15 protein-coding genes and 4 tRNA genes are annotated in these 21,474 nt (G+C 52.5%); 3 read left to right on the plus strand and 16 right to left on the minus strand.

Going from position 1 to position 21,474, the window contains the following annotated elements; all coding sequences use genetic code 11:
- Nucleotides 1–51: 51 nt before the first annotated feature.
- The gene (gene clpB / locus WMO41_RS10045) at nucleotides 52–2,643 is read right to left on the minus strand and encodes an ATP-dependent chaperone ClpB (protein WP_349229630.1); all 2,592 of its coding nucleotides are present in this window, start codon (nucleotides 2,641–2,643) and stop codon (nucleotides 52–54) included.
- Nucleotides 2,644–2,903: 260 nt separating this feature from the next.
- Here clpB and bioB point away from each other — a divergent pair, with 260 nt between their 5' ends.
- Nucleotides 2,904–3,878, plus strand: coding sequence for a biotin synthase BioB (bioB, locus tag WMO41_RS10050; protein ID WP_349229631.1), 975 nt, complete (start codon nucleotides 2,904–2,906; stop codon nucleotides 3,876–3,878).
- 17 nt (nucleotides 3,879–3,895) lie between these two features.
- A complete protein-coding gene (locus WMO41_RS10055) occupies nucleotides 3,896–4,453 on the plus strand; it encodes a biotin transporter BioY (protein WP_349229632.1) in 558 nt (185 codons plus the stop codon).
- Nucleotides 4,454–4,529: 76 nt separating this feature from the next.
- Here the strand turns inward: WMO41_RS10055 and bsh are convergent, their stop codons facing one another.
- Nucleotides 4,530–5,567, minus strand: a complete 1,038-nt coding sequence (bsh, locus tag WMO41_RS10060; RefSeq protein WP_349229633.1) for a choloylglycine hydrolase — start codon at nucleotides 5,565–5,567, stop codon at nucleotides 4,530–4,532.
- A gap of 255 nt (nucleotides 5,568–5,822) precedes the next feature.
- Between bsh and hcp the strand changes: the two genes are divergently transcribed.
- Nucleotides 5,823–7,457 carry a hydroxylamine reductase gene (hcp, locus tag WMO41_RS10065; protein ID WP_349229634.1) on the plus strand — a complete coding sequence of 545 codons (1,635 nt, stop codon included), beginning with the start codon at nucleotides 5,823–5,825 and terminating at the stop codon, nucleotides 7,455–7,457.
- Nucleotides 7,458–7,469: 12 nt separating this feature from the next.
- Here the strand turns inward: hcp and WMO41_RS10070 are convergent, their stop codons facing one another.
- From WMO41_RS10070 to WMO41_RS10135, 14 genes are all read right to left on the minus strand, one after another.
- Nucleotides 7,470–8,408: a mechanosensitive ion channel family protein gene (locus tag WMO41_RS10070; RefSeq protein WP_349229635.1), complete on the minus strand. Its 939-nt coding sequence runs from the start codon at nucleotides 8,406–8,408 to the stop codon at nucleotides 7,470–7,472.
- 6 nt (nucleotides 8,409–8,414) lie between these two features.
- On the minus strand, nucleotides 8,415–9,908 hold the full coding sequence (locus WMO41_RS10075; RefSeq protein WP_349229684.1) for an ATP-binding protein: 1,494 nt from the start codon (nucleotides 9,906–9,908) through the stop codon (nucleotides 8,415–8,417).
- A 29-nt stretch (nucleotides 9,909–9,937) separates the two neighbouring features.
- Nucleotides 9,938–11,341 (minus strand): VWA-like domain-containing protein, encoded by a 1,404-nt coding sequence (locus tag WMO41_RS10080; RefSeq protein ID WP_349229685.1) that lies wholly within the window; start codon nucleotides 11,339–11,341, stop codon nucleotides 9,938–9,940.
- Between the two features lie 19 nt (nucleotides 11,342–11,360).
- Complete coding sequence (locus WMO41_RS10085; protein ID WP_349229636.1) at nucleotides 11,361–12,491, minus strand: leucine-rich repeat protein; 1,131 nt, start codon at nucleotides 12,489–12,491, stop codon at nucleotides 11,361–11,363.
- Between the two features lie 163 nt (nucleotides 12,492–12,654).
- Nucleotides 12,655–12,727: transfer RNA gene (locus tag WMO41_RS10090), tRNA-Gly, on the minus strand.
- A gap of 125 nt (nucleotides 12,728–12,852) precedes the next feature.
- Nucleotides 12,853–12,925: transfer RNA gene (locus WMO41_RS10095), tRNA-Phe, on the minus strand.
- A gap of 36 nt (nucleotides 12,926–12,961) precedes the next feature.
- Nucleotides 12,962–13,047: transfer RNA gene (locus WMO41_RS10100), tRNA-Leu, on the minus strand.
- A gap of 17 nt (nucleotides 13,048–13,064) precedes the next feature.
- Nucleotides 13,065–13,146 (minus strand) — tRNA-Tyr (locus tag WMO41_RS10105).
- A 144-nt stretch (nucleotides 13,147–13,290) separates the two neighbouring features.
- Nucleotides 13,291–15,363, minus strand: coding sequence for a glycoside hydrolase family 13 protein (locus tag WMO41_RS10110; RefSeq protein ID WP_349229637.1), 2,073 nt, complete (start codon nucleotides 15,361–15,363; stop codon nucleotides 13,291–13,293).
- A 313-nt stretch (nucleotides 15,364–15,676) separates the two neighbouring features.
- Nucleotides 15,677–17,485, minus strand: a complete 1,809-nt coding sequence (ftsH, locus tag WMO41_RS10115; RefSeq protein WP_349229638.1) for an ATP-dependent zinc metalloprotease FtsH — start codon at nucleotides 17,483–17,485, stop codon at nucleotides 15,677–15,679.
- A gap of 12 nt (nucleotides 17,486–17,497) precedes the next feature.
- The gene (gene hpt, locus WMO41_RS10120) at nucleotides 17,498–18,028 is read right to left on the minus strand and encodes a hypoxanthine phosphoribosyltransferase (protein WP_118534080.1); all 531 of its coding nucleotides are present in this window, start codon (nucleotides 18,026–18,028) and stop codon (nucleotides 17,498–17,500) included.
- Nucleotides 18,018–19,475 carry a tRNA lysidine(34) synthetase TilS gene (tilS, locus tag WMO41_RS10125; protein WP_349229639.1) on the minus strand — a complete coding sequence of 486 codons (1,458 nt, stop codon included), beginning with the start codon at nucleotides 19,473–19,475 and terminating at the stop codon, nucleotides 18,018–18,020. The genes hpt and tilS overlap by 11 nt, the downstream gene beginning before the upstream one ends.
- Before the next feature lie 175 nt (nucleotides 19,476–19,650).
- Complete coding sequence (locus WMO41_RS10130; protein ID WP_349229640.1) at nucleotides 19,651–21,057, minus strand: SpoIIE family protein phosphatase; 1,407 nt, start codon at nucleotides 21,055–21,057, stop codon at nucleotides 19,651–19,653.
- 75 nt (nucleotides 21,058–21,132) lie between these two features.
- Nucleotides 21,133–21,459, minus strand: a complete 327-nt coding sequence (locus tag WMO41_RS10135) for a septum formation initiator family protein (protein WP_349229641.1) — start codon at nucleotides 21,457–21,459, stop codon at nucleotides 21,133–21,135.
- Nucleotides 21,460–21,474 lie beyond the last annotated feature (15 nt).

The following is a 21,474-nucleotide window of genomic DNA, read 5'->3' on the forward strand; positions in this document are numbered from 1 at the left end:
CGGGCGGCGCCAGCTGGCGCCGCCCGGCATTTTCTGTGCTGCAATAAATTTTTATTTTACATATGCGATCAGCTTCTCGCCTTTCTCATCGGTATCAATGACGATGGTCTGGCCCTCGCTGATATTACCTTCCAGGATGATCCTTGCTGCCAGAGTCTCCACGTTCTTCTGAAGATATCTTCTCAGCGGACGTGCGCCATAAGCCGGGTCATAACCGTGGTCGGTGACGAAGGTCTTGGCGTTGTCAGTCAGTTCTACCTTCAGCTCGCGGTCCTCCAGACGGCGGTTCACATCGGCTACCATCAGGTCCACAATGTGGCTGATGTTATCCTTTGTTAACGGTTTGAAGAGGATGGTTTCGTCCAGACGGTTCAAGAACTCCGGACGGAAGTGGGCACGCAGATCCTGCATAACCATAGCCTCAGCCTCCGGCTTAATATTGCCGTTCTCATCAATACCATCCAACAGATACTGGGATCCGATGTTGGAGGTCATGATCAGGATGGTGTTCTTGAAATCTACCGTCTTGCCGGTGGAATCGGTGATACGTCCATCATCCAGAACCTGAAGCAGGACGTTGAATACATCCGGATGTGCCTTCTCTACCTCGTCAAAGAGGACAACGGAGTACGGTTTCCGGCGGACTGCCTCAGTCAGCTGACCGCCCTCATCGTAACCGACATATCCCGGAGGTGCTCCGATCAGGCGGGCTACAGAGTGCTTCTCCATATACTCACTCATATCGATACGAACCATGTTGTTTTCATCGTCGAACAGAGCCTCGGCAAGAGCCTTTGCAAGCTCGGTCTTACCAACACCAGTCGGTCCAAGGAACAGGAACGAACCAATCGGCTTGGTCGGATCCTTGATGCCGGCTTTGGAACGAAGGATAGCTTCCGTTACCTTCTCCACACCTTCATCCTGGCCTACCACCCGTTTGTGCAGTACCGTATCCAGATGGAGGATCTTGCTGCGCTCGCTCTCATTTAACTTGCTTACCGGAATGCCGGTCCAGCGGGAAATGATTCTTGCGATCTCATCTTCAGTAACACTCTCATGCACCAGACTCAGATCCTGGCTCTTAACTTTCTCTTCCTCAGCTTCCAGCTGTTTCTGCAGCTGCGGCAGCTTGCCGTACTGCAGCTCTGCGGCCTTATTCAGGTCATACTGCTGCTGGGCAGTGGCGATGTCGCGGTTTACCTGCTCAATCTCCTCACGCAGAGCAGACAGATGAGAAACGGAATTCTTCTCATTCTCCCACTGTGCCTTCTTGCTGGCAAACTCGTCATGGAGTTCAGCCAGGTTCTTCTGCAGGTCAGCCAGACGCTCCTGGCTTAAATGGTCGGTCTCTTTCTTTAAGGCAGTCTCCTCAATTTCCAGCTGCATGATCCTTCTGGACAGTTCATCCAGCTCTGTCGGCATGGAATCCAGTTCCGTCTTAATGAGGGCACAGGCCTCATCCACCAGGTCAATGGCCTTATCCGGCAGGAACCGGTCAGTAATGTAACGGTCAGAAAGCACGGCTGCTGCTACCAGGGCAGAGTCGGTGATCTTGACACCGTGGAATACTTCATAGCGTTCCTTGATGCCACGCAGAATGGAGATGGTATCTTCCACAGTCGGCTGGTCTACCAGAACCGGCTGGAAACGACGTTCCAGAGCAGCATCCTTCTCAATGTATTTGCGGTACTCATCCAATGTGGTGGCACCGATACAGTGCAGCTCACCTCTGGCCAGCATCGGCTTTAACAGGTTGCCCGCATCCATGGAGCCCTCGGTCTTACCGGCACCCACAATGGTATGCAGCTCATCGATGAACAGAATGATCTGTCCTTCGCTCTTTTTGACTTCTTCCAGAACAGCTTTCAACCGCTCCTCAAACTCACCACGGTACTTGGCACCTGCAACCAGCGCACCCATATCCAGGGCGAACAGCTTGCGGTTCTTTAAGCCTTCCGGCACATCGCCGCGGACAATACGCTGAGCCAGTCCCTCAACAACAGCGGTCTTACCAACACCAGGCTCACCGATGAGGACCGGGTTGTTCTTGGTCTTTCTGGACAGAATCTGAATGACGTTACGAATCTCGCTGTCACGGCCGATGACCGGATCCAGCTTCTGATCCTTTGCGCGCTCTACCAGATCATATCCATATTTTTCCAGAGTATCATAGGTAGCTTCCGGATTGTCGCTGACCACTCTCTGGTTGCCGCGCACGGTAGACAGTGCCTGCAGGAAGGTATCCCGGGTAATGCCGTATTGACGGAACAGTTCTTTCATAGTGCGGTCCGCATATTTTAACATGGACAGGAAAATATGCTCAACGGAAACATATTCATCGCCCATGGCTTTGGACTCATCCTCAGCATTGATGAGGACTTTGTTTAAGTCATTGCTGATGTATACCTGGCTGGAGCCGCTCACCTTCGGCAGTCCGGCCAGCTTCTGCTGGGCTTCATTCGTGATCAGCTCTTTGCTGATGCCCATCTTGGTTAACAGTTTTAAAATCAGGCTGTCGTCCAGAGTCAGCAGGCTGTAAAACAGGTGCTCCTGCTCAATCTGCTGGTTGCCATATTCATAGGCAAGCTTCTCACAGTTCTGAACGGCCTCCATGGATTTCTGCGTAAATTTGTTTATATTCATAAGTCACGCCTCCATTCATTCAGTGCAACGTTATCTTTTATCACGTCTGTTATATTACTTCTATAACATTGACTGTACTATATCACATGTTGTTAGCACTGTCAAGAGGTGAGTGCTAATTTTTGTGGAGATTTTGTGAATTATTTGCGTGTTCCAATTGTTAACCAGCTTTTATTTATTAGTTGACAATCAATTCTCATCGTGCTATTTTAGGAAAAGATTTTATTTCAATTCAAGCCACCAGAAAGAGAGGATTTCTTATGAACATCACAACGCCTGACGCTTCCACAGATCCACAGCTTTCCCGGGAAGATGCCCTCGCGGTCTTAAACACTCCGGATGAATCCTTAGAGGAGCTTGTCTCCTTTGCCGAGACCTACCGGAGAAAGTACAAAGGGAACCATGTGAGTATTCACATTCTTACCAACGCCCGCAGCGGCAACTGCTCCCAGGACTGTGCCTACTGCGCCCAGTCCTGCCGCTCCAAAGCGGACATCAACAAATACAAATGGGTAGAGGATGAGAAATTATACGAAGACAATGACTTTGTAAAGGAGCATCATCTCTCCCGCCACTGCATCGGACTCAGCGGAATGAAGTTCACCGATGAAGAAATCGAAATTCTGGCTGAAAAGATCCGCAAAATGAAAGCAGATGGAACTCATCTCTGCTGCTCCATCGGTTTTCTGACCGAGCATCAGGCGAAGGTTTTAAAAGATGCTGGTCTGGACCGTATCAACCATAACTTAAACAGCAGCCGAAATTACTACCCGAATATCTGCTCTACCCACACCTTCGACCAACGTGTCGCAAACATCCGCATGCTGCAGGGACTGGGCTATGAGATCTGCAGCGGCGGCATCATCGGCATGGGCGAATCAAAGGAAGATGTGGTCGATATGCTTCTGGAGCTCCGGGAAATCCAGCCGGAAGCGCTTCCCATCAATTTCCTGCTTCCGATTCCAGGAACCCCGCTGGAGCATGCCGATATGTCAGTTCTTTCCACCGCCTACTGCATGAAGGTGCTCTGCCTTGCCCGGCTACTGGTTCCGAAAGCAGACATCCGCTGTGCCGCTGGCCGGGAAGTTTATTTTAAAGGGGAAGAAAAGATGCTGCTCCGCGTAGTCGACTCCATTTTTGCTTCCGGTTATCTGACCGCAGGCGGCCAGGGCATCAAAGATACCATTCAGACGATTGAAGATGCCGGATTTACCTATGAAATTGAATCCGCTTAATGAAGGGAGATAACACCATGAATTACGAAAATACCAGAGTTTCCAGAAGCATCCAGACTTACGCCATGGTCTCCACCGCGCTCATGACCGCGGTGACCTGTATCCTGGCTCCATTGTCCGTTCCCATCGGTCCGGTCCCGATTTCCTTTACCAACCTTGCCATTTATCTGTCCCTCTATCTGCTGGACTGGAAACGCGGCACGCTCAGCTATTTCCTCTATCTGCTGATCGGCTTCGCAGGCCTTCCGGTCTTCTCCGGCTTTACCGGCGGAGTTGCCAAACTGGCCGGCCCCACCGGCGGTTATATTGTAGGCTTTATCCCAATGGCAATCATTGCCGGTATCGTGATTGACCACTGCCAGAAACGCTGGATCCAGCTTCTTGGCATGATCGTGGGAACCGCCATCTGCTACGCCCTCGGAACTGCCTGGTTCTGTATGCAGGCCGGGTACACGGTATCTGCCGCGCTTGCCGTATGCGTGTTCCCGTTTATTCCTGCTGACCTGATCAAAATGCTGATTGCCATGACCATTGGTCCGGAAATCCGTAAACGGGTGGGATCTGCAATCCAGTAATTCGCGCAAGCCATAACGTGCAGCCATTCCGCTAAAACAGACAGGGCGGGCAGATTGCCCGCCAGGCAAACCCGAACTACCGGTTCTGCCAGCGAATCTGCTCGCCCTGTACCAGCGGGTAACGGAAAAGCTCTGCTCCATCCAGGTTTTCAGCATGCATATCCACTGCTGTGATCTGATGATTTTCATAGGTAGTATAATAGTAGATTCCCTTATCCGCGTTACAGCAGGAAGTATAGATGGTAATCTCGTATTTTTCTCCGCCCACATCGCAGCAGCCTCTCTGCTGCTCTACGGAGTGCAGAATGTGAAAGAACTGGCTCACACTCTCTGCTTCGGAATCTCCCGAAAGGGAATTTCCCCGCACAAAGGCCGCACGGACAAACCGTGACGCAGAGGAAAGATCTCCCGGAAGGCCCATGGCTCCCATGCCGCGGCTGTAAGACGCAAGCTCCAGGCCTGGCGCGAAGGTGTTTTCCGGCTGTTTCGGGGACAGGCTGCGGTAATCATTTAACCGGAACATCTGCTGCGGGAAGGGCGGATTATTGGTGAGGACGCCCGCCGGGTTGTCGTATACGTGAAGCCCGTCTGCCACTGCCTCCACCACAATGGTCTCCTCCCGGTCCGCGATCATCCAGTGAAGCTGGGAAACCGGATACCTTTCATTGAATGGGGTGTTGGTGATGTTGATCCGCGCCAGCAGCGCCCGTACTTCTTTTACAGACGCGCACTGCCCCAGCAGCCAGAGCGGGAGTTCAAACTGCGCTACGTTGTCAATTTCTGATCCTTTCACCATTCCTGCTTCGCGCTCATGTTCCTCTGCCGTTTCTTCTTTCTTTCCCAAAACAGGTTCTCCATACACCGCATTTCCCACAAAATTCAGCCCGGCCATGCCAAGTCCTTTTTCATTGATGGCATCATAATAAAGAGGATAATCATCTGCCACATGGGCCATGCCAATCATGGCGTAATGCTGCTTCCTCTCCCCCAGAAACCGAAACGAAAACGGATAGTTCCGGGGCGTGATGGTGACCTCCTCCCCGTACGGAAATTCATAATCCAGATTTCGTCCGAAATAAAAGTCTTTTGTCTTATACACTGCTGCTGTACACATCGTAATTCCTCCTGACTCTGCTCATGCTTCTGCCCTTCACGGGCATTGTGACCTTCAGGTACACATTTCCCATCACATACCGGCTTCGTAACTGTTCAGTACCCTCACAGTTACCCGGCTTCTATAATTTGCCAGCATTTTAGAGCTATTATAATGCAATTTTGTTGTTTAAACAACATTCATTTCCATCTTTCTGTCGTATACTGCTGCCATACCGTTATTGATAGTTTTAGCCCAGTAAGGAGGATTTTATTTATGAGTCAGAATATGTTTTGTTATCAGTGTCAGGAAGCGGCAGGCTGTACCGGATGTACAAACTCCGGCGTCTGTGGAAAAACACCGGATGTGGCTGCCATGCAGGATCTGCTGGTTTATGTGTCCCGCGGCATTTCCGCTGTCACCACCCATCTGCGCAGCCTGGGCCAGGAGATCAGCGCGGAGATCAACCATCTCATCACCGTAAACCTGTTCACCACCATCACCAACGCCAACTTTGATAAGGAAATGATCGTGGCACGCATCCGCGAGACTCTGGATACCAAAGAACAGCTCTTAAAGCAGTGTCCGGACGTTTCCGCCCTTCCGGCTGCCGCGCTCTGGAACGGCCCGCAAAGCAAGTTTCCGGTAAAAGCTGCCCTCGTAGGGGTTCTCTCTACCGAAAATGAAGACATCCGCAGCCTGCGGGAGATGATCACCTACGGTTTAAAGGGGCTGTCCGCCTACAGCAAACACGCCAATGTCCTGATGCAGGATAACGCAGAGCTGGATGCCTTTTTGCAGCGCGCCCTGGCCGCTACCCTGGATGACTCTCTCACTGTTGAAGATTATGTAAACTTAACTCTGGAGACCGGAAAATATGGCGTGGAGGGCATGGCTCTCTTAGATGCCGCTAACACCGGCGCTTACGGCCACCCGGAGATGACTCGCGTCAACATCGGTGTCGGCACCCGCCCGGGCATCCTGGTTTCCGGCCACGACCTGCGGGATCTGGAAATGCTGTTAAAACAGACCCAGGGCACCGGAGTGGATGTCTACACCCACTCCGAGATGCTTCCGGCCCACTACTACCCGGCCTTTAAGAAGTATCCGAACTTTGTCGGCAACTATGGAAACGCATGGTGGAAACAGAAGGAAGAATTTGAGAGCTTCAACGGACCGATTCTCATGACTACTAACTGCATTGTTCCGCCGAGGGACAGCTACAAAGACCGCCTCTACACCACCGGCGCAGCCGGATATCCGGGCTGTAAGCACATCGCCGGTGAGATTGGCGAAGAGAAAGATTTTTCCGAGATCATTGAACAGGCCAAGCACTGCGCGGCTCCGACGGAGATCGAACAGGGTGAGATCCTGGGCGGCTTTGCCCACAACCAGGTGCTGGCTCTGGCCGACTCCATCGTGAATGCGGTAAAATCCGGCGCCATTAAAAAGTTTGTGGTCATGGCTGGCTGTGACGGCCGCGCAAAATCCAGAAACTACTACACTGACTTTGCAAAGGCTCTGCCGAAAGATGCTGTCATCCTCACCGCAGGCTGCGCAAAGTACAAGTACAACAAGCTGGACCTGGGCGATATCGGCGGCATCCCGAGAGTCCTGGATGCCGGACAGTGCAACGACTCCTACTCCCTGGCCGTCATTGCGCTGAAATTAAAGGAGGTCTTCGGCCTGGATGACATCAACGACCTGCCGATCGTCTACAACATCGCGTGGTACGAGCAGAAGGCCGTCATTGTCCTGCTGGCTCTCTTGTACCTCGGCGTGAAAAATATCCACCTGGGACCGACCCTTCCGGCCTTCTTATCCCCAAATGTAGCGAAGGTACTGGTGGAAAACTTCGGAATTGCGGGAATCGGAACGGTAGAGGATGACTTAAAGCTGTTCTTTGAATAATTTTTCATCTTTTTACTGATTTTTGATATTCACATCAATCTGATTGAACGGAATCTCGATGCCATTTGCGTCAAAGGCCTCCTTGATTCCCTCCAGGACATCCCATCGCACCTGCCAGTAGTTCTCCGTCTTCGTCCAGCCGCGGCCGCCGATCATGACAGCACTGTCGGCCAGTTCGTCCACGTAAACGGTGATGCCACCCTCTGCCAGTACCAGCGGATGCTTCTCGTAAACCTGACGGAGCAGTTCCTTGGCCTTTTTGATGTCAGAACTATAACCGATGCCAACCACCAGATCCACGCGGCGCTTCTCCTGCGCAGTCACATTTACCACCGTACTGTTGGAAATCTGACCATTTGGAATGGTGATTTTCTTGTTATCAACGGTAATAATCGTGGTATATGCCAGGCCGATGCTCTGCACCGTGCCTTCATATCCGCCGCTCACGATATAATCATGAACACCGAACGGACGCAGCAGCATAAGTAAAATGCCGCCCGCCACATTCGCCAGGCTGCCCTGCAAAGACAGGCCGACGGCCAAGCCGGCAGAACCCAGCAGCGCAATGATGGATGCGGACGGAATGCCGATCTTATCTGCCGCAATAAAGATGGCCAGCGCATAAATGCAGGCATCTGCCACGGAAATCAGAAACCGGCTGATGCTCGGATCCATATTCATGTGTGTAAAGGTTTTATGTAAGAATTTCCGCACCGCATGCACAATCCGGTTTCCAATTACCAGGATCAGAATCGCGATAACCAGACGGTAGCCGAAGCTCATAAGCCCCGGCAACCAGCTCTTTAAGGTTTCCAGAATCACGTTTGGTTTTAAATTCTGCAGGTCCTCATGGACCTCCTCTGCCACCGCCTTGGTTTCTTCCAGAACCGTGGACAGATCGGTATCGGTTTCCGATGCCGTCAAAAGCATCAGCTTTGTTAAAAACATCATATTTTATTACCTCTTCAGTAGTTTTTCAATTTCCTGTTCCTCCTGGGAGAACAGCAGGTCGCGGTTGTACTGGTAATACCGCTCACACTCGTAATCCTGCAGGAAATGCACGCTGTAAGCGCCGGTATTTAACTCCGTGACAAACAGCACCAGCTCCTGGCTTCCCGCAAAGGCTGCCTCCATAAAGTCAAAGGCATGCTCCAGTGCTTTCCCTGCCTCATCAAACAGTTCCTCATAACGGTCACTGTCCGCGCCAAAGCGCTCCCTCAGAAATGCAAAACCTTCATCCCAGTCTGTGATGCCGCTCTTTCTAAGCTCCATCAGGTCCTCTTCCAGTTTGGCACTTACCGTACGGTAAGTGCGAAGCTGCGCCCGGGATAAGAGACTGTTTTCCAGAAGGCGGGACCACTCAGCATAGAAGTTCTCCGCAAGGGCAGACAGGGCATCCGCAAGGGCGCTGCCGGAAGCAGCCTGCAGCTTCTTCATCTGCTCCATCCGCAGGCTCATCATTTCTTCCATGCGGATGACATTCCGGAATTTTTCATTCAGACCAGACAACAGCAGGCTTACCACACTGATGCGCTCATCGAAGGATGCCCGCTGCAGCTTATCCACTGCTGCCTCGGAAATATGGCCCTCCAGCACCTGCTCCACCTGATAATCATCCCGGTATTTGTAATACAGTTCCAGATAGTTAGCAAAGTCCTTCGCGATCTTCGGAAACTGGATGTACTCGCCCACCAGTTCCCGGTCCATCTTCCGCTCCTGCTTTTCGTAAATCCAGATAAGCTCAGAGAGATCTTCCCAGCCACGGGGCGTCACAAACCGCTTACCATCCACAGTTGTTTCAATCTGGCAGAAATTCTGCGGACGGACATTTAAATAAGAAAGAATGGACGGATGCACGCCCACGGTCTTCGCGTACTCCTTCCAGACCGGAAGATCCGGCTCCACATCAATCCGGCGGATTCGGTCCATAGTCACGATATCAAATTCCCGCACAGACTTGTTATACTCCGGCGGGTTTCCCGCTGCCACAATGATCCAGCCCTCCGGAATCTTGTGATTGCCAAAGGCCTTGCCCTGCAAAAACTGCAGCATGGTCGGAGCCAGCGTCTCTGACACGCAGTTGATCTCATCGATGAACAGAATGCCCTCCGGCATGCCGCTCTTTTCGATCCGGTCATAGACCGATGCCACGATCTCACTCATGGTATATTCCGTCACGGCATACTCCTTGCCGCCATATATTTTATGTTCAATAAAAGGCAGTCCCACCGCGCTCTGTCTTGTGTGATGAGTGATGGTATAAGCCACCAGGCCGATCTGGCACTCCTGCGCCACCTGCTCCATGATCTGGGTCTTGCCGATTCCGGGCGGTCCGATCAGAAGCATGGGGCGCTGGCGGATGGACGGGATCTCGTAAGCCCCAAACTCATCCTTCGCCAGATATGCGGCTACCGTATCCTTGATTTCCTGTTTTGCACGCTTGATGTTCATACGATTCTTTGTTTCTTCCTTTCCAGTTTTCACTGTCTCTCTATCTCTGCATGTTCTGCCGGGTTCTCCAGCGACTGCTGAAGGGACTGTGCGCCATCCGGCTTTGTGCCAGCTTCTTCCTGCAGCTGCTCTGGCTCAATGATAAGTTTCATTGCCCAGGCCGGAACCGAAATATCCGTATACTGATCCTTCAGAAACACAAAGGCCGTGTCATACACCGGCCGCTTCACCGGGTAAATGCCTTCGCCGTCAGTAAAATACAACAGCCCCTTCAGCCGGTGAAAGGCGCCCTGCCGGATCAGTCCGTTCACATACTCAAATGCCGGACGGAAATCCGTGCCGCCCTGACCGATGATAGTGAAATCCCGCATATAGGCTTCCATCTCTTCCCGGTTCGTAATCAGGCGGTCCTGCTGCACCTGCTCATCGCACTGGATGATGTGGATGTTGGTCTTCTTAAAATAGCTGTCCGACTGGCAGAGCACATCGTAGGTTTCTTCCAGAAACCGCCGCACCAGATCTCCGGAACAGGACATGGAAGTATCAATCACCACCGCAAAATCCTCAATCCGGCTCACTTCTTTGGATTCCAGCGGCTCCACTAACGGCATATTGCCATAAAGAGACAGGCCGTAGGTATAAAAAATATAGTCGAAGGAATCCGGGTCCACCTGCATCTCCTCCCGCAGTACCGAAAACCGCTGCAGAAATCTGCGGTAATCGTAGCGTTCCCGATTCTCCACCTGAACCTGTTCCAGCATACTCCTGTTTTCCTCGTCCTGCTGGTTTCCCATGGTCTCCATCTCGGTCTGCACCTTTTCCCGGTTGTTGCTCCACTGGGTCTGCCGCACCATAGGCGTTTTCGGGGAATCCTCCGGCAGTTCCCAGTAACTGTGGTCATCCACCAGAAACTCTGCCGCCAGGCGTTCCAGCCGCCGCAGTTCCAGATTTTCCTCTTTTAACACGCGGTACACACCCTCAGCGTTTAACACCGTCAGCTTTCCGCGCAGCCGTCCATACCAATCCCGGCGAAACGGTGTCGGCGCCACACGGATACATTTTACATACATATCATCCAGAATGGATTCCACCGCAATGTCGCAGGCCAGATTCCACAGATCCGTCTCCCGCTTTCCGCGAGTATCCATGTGACAGAACAGACAGTGCAGCACCATATGCAGATACGCCCGGTTCACATGCACCCGCCCCCGCTGATACAGGTCGCAGACATAGTCCGGATGATAATAGATCACAAACCCGTCTGTCCCCACACCGCGGCAGTTCGGATCTGCCTCAAAGCCAAGGGAGCTTAAGGAAAGATCCAGATAGCGCATGTTCAGATACAGCTCATTTCTGGAATTCCGGAAGATCCGGGTGCAGAGTTCTACCATATTTAATTCTTCCAGCTGTCTGTGTCTGGTTGGATCGATCATCTCTGTCTGCATTCTCCTTTTATAATTCGAAGCGGCGTTTGCGTTTCGGCCGCTGTGACTCCCCTGGTATTTCCGGATTGCCAGATGCGAACCGGCTTCTGTCCGTACCCTGAACAGCATCCGCAGGCAGTACTGCCTCAGCAGTCTGTGTCCCGCCGATGTTCTGAAGCGCACCTGCAGTCCGAAGGCGGTACCGCCGCTCCATGAGCCAGCTTACCATTTCGGTATCCCCCGCCTCCTGGGCAAGCCCTGTCAGCTCGCCAAGCTGGTCTGCAAGATTCGTGCTGGTCTGCTCCAGCACCTCATCCACCAGCCACGGCAGCTTTCCCGGCTCCAGATTGCTCACCCGGTTTCGCTGCATCCGGTCTGCCTGGATCAACAGCTTTCCGGCTGTTTTCCAGTGTTCCCTCACATACTCCAGGTAATGCTCCCGGTACTTCTCCGACAGTTCCCGCGGATACAGAAGGCGCCCCAGCGCCAGCTCCGTCACCAGTTCTTCCTTCTCCTGCACCTGAACATGTGGGAAAAGTTCATCGTACTCGCGGTACTGAAACACACGTCCCGCAAAACAGTAACGGTATCGGTGTCCGCAGCCGTGAGTCTCAATGCTGACAATGCGCGCCGGAGTATTCTCCACGGAATCCTCATAGTATTCCGGAAAAATCAGACGCGCTTCCATTTCGCCTGCCGCCTGTCCGGAAACCGGCGCTTCTTTTTTCTCTGCCACATGCTCCAAAACCACTGCTGCTTCTTCTGGCGCTGCAGCCGGCATCGGATGAAGCTGCACCCGCAAGGTCTGGCGAAGCTCCGCCAGCATCTCCTTTAAGCAGGAGCGCTCCCCCGGAAACTCTGTAATATCCAGATACTCCGCGGCCGGAACCCCCGCAAACAAACCGGCACCAAGATCTAACACCCGGCTGTAGCAGTAAATCCGTTTCAACTGCTCACACTCATAAAACCCATATGCGCCGATTTTTCTCACATAGGGCGGAAGGTGAATCTCCTCCACCGCACTGTGCGCCAGCACATAGGATCCAAGCTCCGTCACCGGACAGTCCTCAAACTGTTCCGGCACATAAATGACCGCCTCCGGGTCCTCTATCTGATCAATGCGAATCTCATCTTTGATCCTTGTATAAATAAACTTCATGGCTATGCCTCTGTTATATGATTTCCTTAATTATATTAAAAAACTTTCACCCAAAAGTAAAGCCTTGTTTCTTTTTTACATTACTCTTATAATGGAGACATCAGGAAGCTTGAACGCACGAAAAAAGGATATCCATTTCGGATATCCTTTTTCTTGTTTTGAGAGCGCGAGACGGGACTCGAACCCGCGACCCCGACCTTGGCAAGGTCGTACTCCACCAACTGAGCCACTCGCGCATATTTAATTGCTGTCCTTTGGACATTTCATATCTTACCACAAGTCTTTCCAAATTGCAAGCACTTTTTAAAGTTTTTTGAAATTCATGAAAAACCGATGAATAAGAACAATTGTCATATCCAAGTGCCTTGGACCGGAATCGAACCAGTGACACGAGGATTTTCAGTCCTCTGCTCTACCAACTGAGCTACCAAGGCCTGTCTCATCGTAACTGTAAATACCTGAAATCTAAATGCCGCAGGCCGGAATCGAACCGGCACGGGAGATTAGTCCCGCAGGATTTTAAGTCCTGTGCGTCTGCCAGTTCCGCCACTGCGGCATATCCTTTTCAGGAAGTGGATGGAGGTGGATTCGAACCACCGAAAGCACAGCTAACAGATTTACAGTCTGCCCCCTTTGGCCACTCGGGAACCCATCCATACTAGCTTCAACAAGCAAAAATTATATTATCATACGGACTGCCAAAAAGCAAGCAGTTTTTTCCGTGTTTCGAATTTTTATTTTGGAAAGACAAAAGACCTTCGCATGGCATTGCACCCGCGAAGGTCTTTTTTTACATAATTTACACCAGCGCCCCACTCGATAACAGCACACCACTGTGCGCCGGTACATCCAGCGTCAGACAGCCATGGTCCGCATGATAATCAATGCGGCCTGCGTTGTATCCTTTCTCATCAGACAGCATCATCCGGGTAATCACATCCTCATCTGTGATGCCAAGCTCCCACACCGGGACACTGACGCTTCGTCCCTCGCCGCGGTTGTTGATGATGACCGCGCACTTGTTCTCTCCGCTCATGCGGCCGTAGACGATCAGCTGGCGGTCGGCCTGCAGCTGCTTTAAGGAGCCGCGGCGCAGGGCCGGAAGCTTCTTGTGCAGGTCAATGAGGTAGCGGTGATATTCGATCAGTTCAAAGTCCTCGGACCCCCACGGATAAGTCCGGCGGTTGTCCGGATCCGTCCAGCCGCAGACACCGGCTTCATCTCCGTAATACAGAGTCGGCGCGCCCGGCCAGGTCATCTGCACCATAATGGCTTCCCGGAACGTTCCGTAATTGATGCCAAACTCAGCCATCTTTGCCCCGGCACTGGCCAAACGTCCCACAATCTGGTTGGTACGGGTCAGGAAACGGCTATGGTCATGGTTAGAAAGCTGGTTCATGGCCACCAGAACCGACTGGGTCTGCATGCGGCTCATATGGTAATACATGGAGCGGAAGAAGCTCACGCCATCGCCGTAAAGGGCTCCGTTGTATTCGTCACTGTGCTTCTCCATTCCGGTCAGAAACCAGGTTAACGGCTCCATGAATGCGTCGTAGTTCATGACCGTATCCCACTGGTCTCCCGCCAGCCAGCTGCTGGGATCTCCGTAATGCTCCGCCAGAATGATAGCTTCCGGATTGGCTTCCTTTACGTGTTTCCGGAACTCCTGCCAGAATTTGTGGTTATACTCGCTGCTGTGGCCCAAGTCTGCCGCCACATCCAGACGCCAGCCATCTACCCCGTAGGGAGCAGATACCCACTTGCTGGCAATCTTCATAATGTATTCAAAGAGCTTTGGCGAATCCTCGTAATTTAATTTCGGCAGTGTATCGTGGCCCCACCAGCCATCATAGGTGCCGTTATCCGGCCATGCATCCTCATTGTAGAACTTAAAGAAGCTGCGGTACGGGCTGTCCTTGCTCTCGTATGCTCCCGGCTCATAGCTGCCCTGATGGCTGTAGATTTTCTCACGATCCAGCCATTTATTAAAGGAACCGCAGTGATTGAACACACCGTCAATGATCACGCGCATACCGCGCTTATGAACTTCCTCCATAAAACGGGCGAAAAACGCGTCGCTGGCCGCCAGATTCTCCGGGTCGGCACTGCGCACCTGATATTTCGTTGCATGCTCATTGTTGACCGCGTTCGCGGCCACCGGCTCACCGCCGTCTTTGACGATGACGCCATAATGCGGATCAATATGGTCATAGTCCTGGCTGTCGTACTTGTGGTTGGACGGAGACACGAACAGCGGGTTGAAATAGATGACCTCCACGCCCAGATACTGCAGATAATCCAGCTTGTCCCATACGCCCTGCAGATCACCGCCGTAAAAACAGCCTACATCCATAGTAGACGGGTTGGTGCTCCAGTCGGTAACCTGATGCACCAGACGGCCAATGTAGACATACTCGCACTCGGTCACATCGTTGCTCTTGTCTCCGTTGCAGAAACGATCCACATAAATCTGATACATGACCGCGCCCTTCGCCCACTCCGGCGTGTGAAAGCCCGGCGTAATGCGGAACGCGTAGCAGCTCTGAATATCCATGGTGGCACCCAGACGGTTAAAGTAGCAGATCTCGCTGCCCTTCACCACCTGAAAATAGTAACGCTGCGGCTGGCTGTCTGCCTCCATGCTGTATTCGTAATAGTCAAACAGACTGTCGGAAGATACCTTCCGCATCTCTGCCTGTACATTTTTGTCTTCCTCGATATAAAAAACCCGGTCGACATCGTCTTTCGCGGTACGAAAGCGGAGGGCGACCGTTTCGCCTGCGTCCGGTTCCTCCGGGCGGCGGTAATCCTGCGTCTCATCCGTAAACAATGCCTGACGGTTCATTCCATTTTCCTGATGCTCTCCAAACATAACTAACCCCTGCTCCTTCCTGCCCAGATCCGTTTTCTCACAATCTCTCACGAACCTGATGGAATCATATAAATCTATTTTAAATGATTCTCATGTCGATTACAACATATTATTTTTATACAGCGAAAGAGCCAGCGGGGTAGCTGGCTCTTTCAGGAGAAGGTATTTCGTTTCTTATGGGGTGTAGCAAAAACTATATAATGTATTGGGGGGTTTACGTCTATTATAATAGCACGGCCCAACCAATAAGTGTTAACAAACATGAACAAATTTCAAAACTATTTTTGTGCAGTTTGTATAGTTTCTGCTCCTGTTATTTCTGGAACAGTGCCTCAAACTCTTCCTGACCGATTTTTTCTTTCTCGATCAGCAGGGCGGTGCAGCTTTCCAGCACATCCCGGTGCTCCAGGATGATGTTCTTTGCTTTCTCATAGCACTCGTCAATGATGCGTTTTACCTCGGCATCAATGGATGCGGTCACTTCGTCGCTGTACGCGCGCACATGGCCGAAATCACGGCCGATGAAGACCTCGTCATCGTCACTGCCGTAGTCGATCATGCCAACCTTCTCAGACATGCCGTACTGGGTCACCATGGCGCGGGCTACCTTGCTGGCGTGCTTGATATCCTGGGAAGCGCCGGTGGTCACATCACCGAAGATGATCTCCTCCGCAATGCGGCCGCCAAGAGATACCATGATATCCTGCAGCATCTTGCCCTTGGTGTTGAACATCTCGTCCTCACCCGGAAGCGGCATGGTGTAGCCTGCTGCCCCGACACCGGTCGGGATGATAGATACGGTATGAACCGGTCCCACATCCGGAAGCACATGGAACAGAATCGCATGACCGGACTCGTGGTAAGCGGTGATCTTCTTTTCTTTTTCAGAGATGACACGGCTCTTCTTCTCTGCGCCGATGCCAACCTTAACAAATGCGCGGTCAATATCCGACTGGCGGATGTAACTGCGGTTCTCCTTGGCTGCAAGAATGGCCGCCTCGTTCATGAGGTTTTCCAGATCCGCTCCGGTAAAGCCGGAGGTGGTCTTTGCCACGCGGGCCAGATCTACGTCCTCGCCCAGCGGTTTCTCTTTGGAATGCACCTGAAGAATCTCCACGCGGCCTTTTACATCCGGACGTCCTACCGCTACCTTACGGTCAAAACGGCCCGGACGCAGGATAGCCGGATCCAGGATATCCACACGGTTGGTTGCTGCCATAACAATGATGCCCTCATTTACACCGAAGCCATCCATCTCAACCAGAAGCTGGTTTAAGGTCTGCTCACGCTCATCGTGGCCGCCGCCCATACCGGTGCCTCGTCTGCGGGCTACCGCATCGATCTCGTCAATGAAAACGATACACGGTGCTGCCTTCTTGGCATCCTCGAATAAGTCGCGGACACGGGACGCACCCACACCGACAAACATTTCTACGAAATCAGAGCCGGAAATGGAGAAGAACGGCACGCCGGCCTCACCGGCTACTGCCTTGGCAAGCAGGGTCTTACCGGTTCCAGGAGGGCCCACTAAGATCACGCCCTTCGGGATTCTTGCGCCCACACTGGTATACTTCTGGGGATTTCTCAGGAAATCCACCATCTCCTCCAGATCCTCTTTCTCTTCCTGAAGACCTGCTACATTCTTAAAGGTTACGTTGCTGGTGTTGGTCATGCGGGCACGGCTCTTGCCAAAGTTCATCATCTTGGCATTGGTGCCGCCGCCTGCACCGGCTCTCATATTCATGATCATCAGCATCAGGACTACTGCTCCCACGGAGATGGCCACCGGAAGAATAATACTCATCCAGTAACTGGTCTGTGGAACATCGTTCATGCTGTAGTCGATGTCCATGTCCTGAAGCATCTGCTGAGTCTGGTTTACATCGGACACATAGGTCACGTAAACCTCTCCCGCGCGGTTAGAGAGACGCACCTCACCGGTAGGCGTCTGCTCGTTCTGGTAAATGATCAGGGAACCCACATCCCCGCTTTCCAGAACCTGTTTAAACTGCTGATAACTCAGCTCGTTCTGCTTTCTGCCCGGCATAAATGCCAGAGCCAGTACAATCAGGAGCAGCGGAAAAAGCAGCCAGCCGCCCCGAAAACCACTTTGCTGTTTCACTCATCGGCCTCCTTACTGGTCAACCTCAACCACTCCGATGTACGGAAGGTTGCGGTATTTCTGAGCGTAGTCCAAGCCGTAGCCTACTACGAACTCATCCGGAATGGTGAAACAGGTATAATCTACCTTAACCTGCTTCTTCACACGGCGCTCCGGCTTGTCGAGCAGGGTGCACAGGTGAATGCTCTTCGGTCCGCGCTGCTTTAATACCTCGATCAGGTACGCAAGGGTGCGGCCGGAATCGATGATATCTTCCACGATCAGGACTTCCTTGTCTGCCAGGGACTCATCCAGGTCTTTGACAATACGGACTACGCCGCTGGACTTGGTGTCATCTCCATAACTGGAAACAGACATGAAATCCATGGTGACCGGAACGGTGATGCGTTTTGCCAGCTCACAGGTAAAAAATACACCGCCCTTTAAGATACAGATCAGGTGGATCTGCTTTCCCTCGTAATCTTTGCTGATCTGCTCTGCTACTTCACTGATTCGCTTGTTTACGTCTTCTTCCGGCAACAATACTCTGATCTTATCTGCCATAATCTTTTCCTCCGTCGCAGGTTACCTGCAATATGTTTTCTGTGCGTTCTTCTATCTTATAGTATTCGCTGATCCGGTATCCCACCACCCACAGCACATGACTGCCTTCTGCCAGAAGCAGAATCTGATCTCTTGTTTCTTTTGGGATCTTCTCGTCGATCATGTAACGGGTAATGGTCTTGCGACCTCCGGACGGCAGGATCAGGTAATCCCCCGCCCGTCTGGTTCTCACAGACAGCGTACCTTTAATTTTATCATAGTCAAACCATTTCGTATACTGGTTTTTGGGAATTTCCTGGTCTTTTTGACGAGAAAAAACGCTCATATGAAGCTCTGGGGCCCTCTGGTACACGGCGTTCCCGCCGCGGCCGCCAGTTTCACTGTCCAAAACCGGCTTCTCCTCCGTCTTTCTCATAATTTCCAGTGTCTCGTATCCGGTTCGCGCCATAAGCCCGCCCGGCAGATCGAGACGGCTTCCCACCGGTTTGCCCGCCAGTTCCGCAATGGCTGTGAAATGACGGCTGGTGATGTCCTTCCATCCCGGCTGCAGCCGGTCCAGCATATGCCGGATCAGATAGATTTTCAGGATGTCCGGCTGAGCCGCAAACACCGCAAGGGGAATTGCCGCACAATCCGGAGCTTCTTTCGGACCAGGCACCATGGAATTTTCGACCGGTACGCGGGATGCCTCATTGTGTGCCATATCATTGGCCATCTGCCAGATTTTCTCTGCCTGCTGCCGCAGGTACACGTCTGCCTGGCCGATGATCTGTCCGGCCTGGAGAATGTGTTCCTCTGCCTGCTCATTTACTGTCTCTTTTAAAAGCGGAAGCACCTGACTGCGGATACGGTTTCTGGTATAATCCGCAGACTGATTGGTGCTGTCCTCACACCAGTCAATATGCTCCGCCGTTAAATATGATCTTATCTCATCCCGCCCCACACAGAGAAACGGACGAATGCGCCGTCCCTGCAGCGGACGGATTCCGGCAAGCCCGGTCAGACCACTGCCGCGCAGAAGATGATGCAGAATGGTCTCCGCATTATCGTCCCGGTGATGAGCCAGGGCAATTTTCACCTGGCCCCCGCCAGAAAGCTCCTGCTCCCATTTTTCAGCCTCTTCCTCCAGTATCCGATAACGCAGGATCCGCCCGGCTTCCTCCTCTGAAAGACCACGCTCCGCTGCGTATGCCGGAACCTGACAGTGCGCCACAAAAAGCGGTACAGAAAAACGTTCGCAAAGGTTTCGCACAAAAACCTCATCCCGGTCCGCCTCTGCTCCGCGGATGCCATGGTGAACGTGAACCGCGCGAAGCGCAAAATCCAGCCGTTTCATCACCGTCAGTAAACACACGGAATCCGCCCCGCCGGAAAGCGCCACGATCACCGCATCCCCCGGGGCAGCCATGTCCTGTTCCCGGATATAATCTCTCACTTTATTTAACATCTTATCTTTCCTGTATACAATCCTGATTATTCTATCGTAACTGTTCAGTACCCTCACAGTTACATTCTATCAACATTTAAACTATACCCGCAATTTTCGTCCTGCGCAAGCAGTCTTTTTCTCGTTACGGTTCACACGTTGCGCAAAACAATAACGGGGTTTCGGCAAACTCACGCTACCGCTTCCAGATTCCTGCCACCAGTACTGTCATATCATCATTCATGCCTCCGTTCTGGCAAGCAAACCGCAAAATCCGCTCTGCCATGTCCTGCGGCGTCTTCACCGGCATGGACTCCAGATACTCTTTTAAGCTGCGTTCCTTCTCAAGGCCCGGGCAGGCCTCCAGCACGCCGTCCGTCATCATAATGACCCGGTCGTCGTCCCAGAGCTTGCGGGAAAGAAGTACCGGCTCTGCCTGGGAGATCACGCCTGCAGGCAGATTCCCGGCGTCCAGGATCTCTGCCTGACCGTCACTGAGCACAAAGGTGGCCACCGCTCCCATCTTCATGGCCTCCAGCACACCGCTGCAAAGATCCACACAGCACAGATCCAGCGTGGCCGGATGCTGTTCCATCCCGGTTAACAGAAGAATCGTATTCACCATTTTCAGGGCCGAACGGGCGGAAAACCCCGTCTCCAGAAGCTGCTGCAAAAGCTCGATCACCTTCCGGCTCTCCTGGGCCGCCGTTTCCCCGCTCCCCATGCCATCGGAAAGACTCATGATCACCTGACCGGGAAGACTCCCGGAATAGGTATAATTATCCCCGGAAATCCCGCTCCCATTCTTTGACATGCGGGCAACCCCGTACATCATCCGGTATTCTCCCGGTTCCAGAAACCGCACAACCCCGGGCTGCCTTGTGATAAGCGCCCGGGTGTCCGGCGGCGCGTACCAGCCCTTTCCGCCCGCAGCCTGTCCAAACAGCGCAGCCGCCTCCTTTGCCGTCATGCAACGGCTCCCCAGAGCATGCAATGTCACATAGGCCTCCCGGTAACGGTTTTCGTGCTCCAGAAGCAGCATATTGTCTACCGAAATCTGATGAAGACGGAAGATCCGCCGCACTGCATCTTCCTTTTCCTCTGTAATATCCGCGGCCTGCCCCATCTGGCTGGCAAACTCTTCCAGCATCACGGCCAGTTCCCGAAACTGCACCATAACCGTATCCCGGCTCTCCAGAAAACGGTTTTTCCACTCCAGATTCATGGTTGCCCGCCCCAGATTCCGGTTGAGCTGTGCCAGATACGCCTCTTTATTCCGGCAGGTTTCCAGGAACAGCCGGGGCATGTCCTCATATTCCACCCTACCCTTCTGCTCAAAGGACCGGAGCAGATAATACAGATAGTAACTGCCATCCTTGTCCGCGTCGCTGTACAGGTTGCACCGGCTGCACTGCCCGCACACTACGGCCGCTGCCGTCTGCATAGCTGCCAGAGCATCCTCCCTGGTCAGTCCCCGTTCCTCCTCCATCCGGTCATTGCACGCCCGGGCCAGGACTCCCAGCGACCGGGCCATCTCACTTAGTCTCTCTGCCGTATATATATTCACATCAGCCATATCCCGGCGCCGTTTTCGCTTCCACACAAAAAATCCCCTCCTGAACCACAATATATGCGGCAGGAAAGGATCCTATGTCTGTTACTTTCAGTCTCGTCTGTTCTAGTTGTCTTTTGGTCTTGGTTTGAGCAAAATTTCGTCTGGTTTGACCAGTCCCAGCTTCTGCTTGGCCACTTCCTCTATGTACTGCTTGGTCTGTACATAGACTCTGCGTTCTTCCAGTTCCGTGGCCCGTTTCTGTTCGTTTTCCACCTGACGGGTCAGCGATTCTTCTTTGGCCTGATACTCCACGAGCTTCTTCTCCATGGAGGTATTCTTAACATTCACGACCACCGCCAGACTTAAAACCACTACGGTAATTCCGATAATGGCCAGTCGGTTGCCCAGGCCCTCTCTGCGTTTTTTGCGCCCCGTTCCCCGCGTTTTCATATTTCTCACCAGCTT

The sequence above is a fragment of the Ventrimonas faecis genome (genome assembly GCF_040096075.1).
Classification (GTDB): Bacteria; Bacillota; Clostridia; order Lachnospirales; family Lachnospiraceae; genus Brotaphodocola; species Brotaphodocola faecis.

Bases quoted from the DNA above. Each gene is read 5' to 3' on its own strand.
- clpB (WP_349229630.1), bottom strand. From the start codon at position 2,643: ATGAATATAAACAAATTTACGCAGAAATCCATGGAGGCCGTTCAGAAC.
- bioB (WP_349229631.1), top strand. From the start codon at position 2,904: ATGAACATCACAACGCCTGACGCTTCCACAGATCCACAGCTTTCCCGG.
- WMO41_RS10055 (WP_349229632.1), top strand. From the start codon at position 3,896: ATGAATTACGAAAATACCAGAGTTTCCAGAAGCATCCAGACTTACGCC.
- bsh (WP_349229633.1), bottom strand. From the start codon at position 5,567: ATGTGTACAGCAGCAGTGTATAAGACAAAAGACTTTTATTTCGGACGA.
- hcp (WP_349229634.1), top strand. From the start codon at position 5,823: ATGAGTCAGAATATGTTTTGTTATCAGTGTCAGGAAGCGGCAGGCTGT.
- WMO41_RS10070 (WP_349229635.1), bottom strand. From the start codon at position 8,408: ATGATGTTTTTAACAAAGCTGATGCTTTTGACGGCATCGGAAACCGAT.
- WMO41_RS10075 (WP_349229684.1), bottom strand. From the start codon at position 9,908: ATGAACATCAAGCGTGCAAAACAGGAAATCAAGGATACGGTAGCCGCA.
- WMO41_RS10080 (WP_349229685.1), bottom strand. From the start codon at position 11,341: ATGATCGATCCAACCAGACACAGACAGCTGGAAGAATTAAATATGGTA.
- WMO41_RS10085 (WP_349229636.1), bottom strand. From the start codon at position 12,491: ATGAAGTTTATTTATACAAGGATCAAAGATGAGATTCGCATTGATCAG.
- WMO41_RS10110 (WP_349229637.1), bottom strand. From the start codon at position 15,363: ATGTTTGGAGAGCATCAGGAAAATGGAATGAACCGTCAGGCATTGTTT.
- hpt (WP_118534080.1), bottom strand. From the start codon at position 18,028: ATGGCAGATAAGATCAGAGTATTGTTGCCGGAAGAAGACGTAAACAAG.
- tilS (WP_349229639.1), bottom strand. From the start codon at position 19,475: ATGTTAAATAAAGTGAGAGATTATATCCGGGAACAGGACATGGCTGCC.
- WMO41_RS10135 (WP_349229641.1), bottom strand. From the start codon at position 21,459: ATGAAAACGCGGGGAACGGGGCGCAAAAAACGCAGAGAGGGCCTGGGC.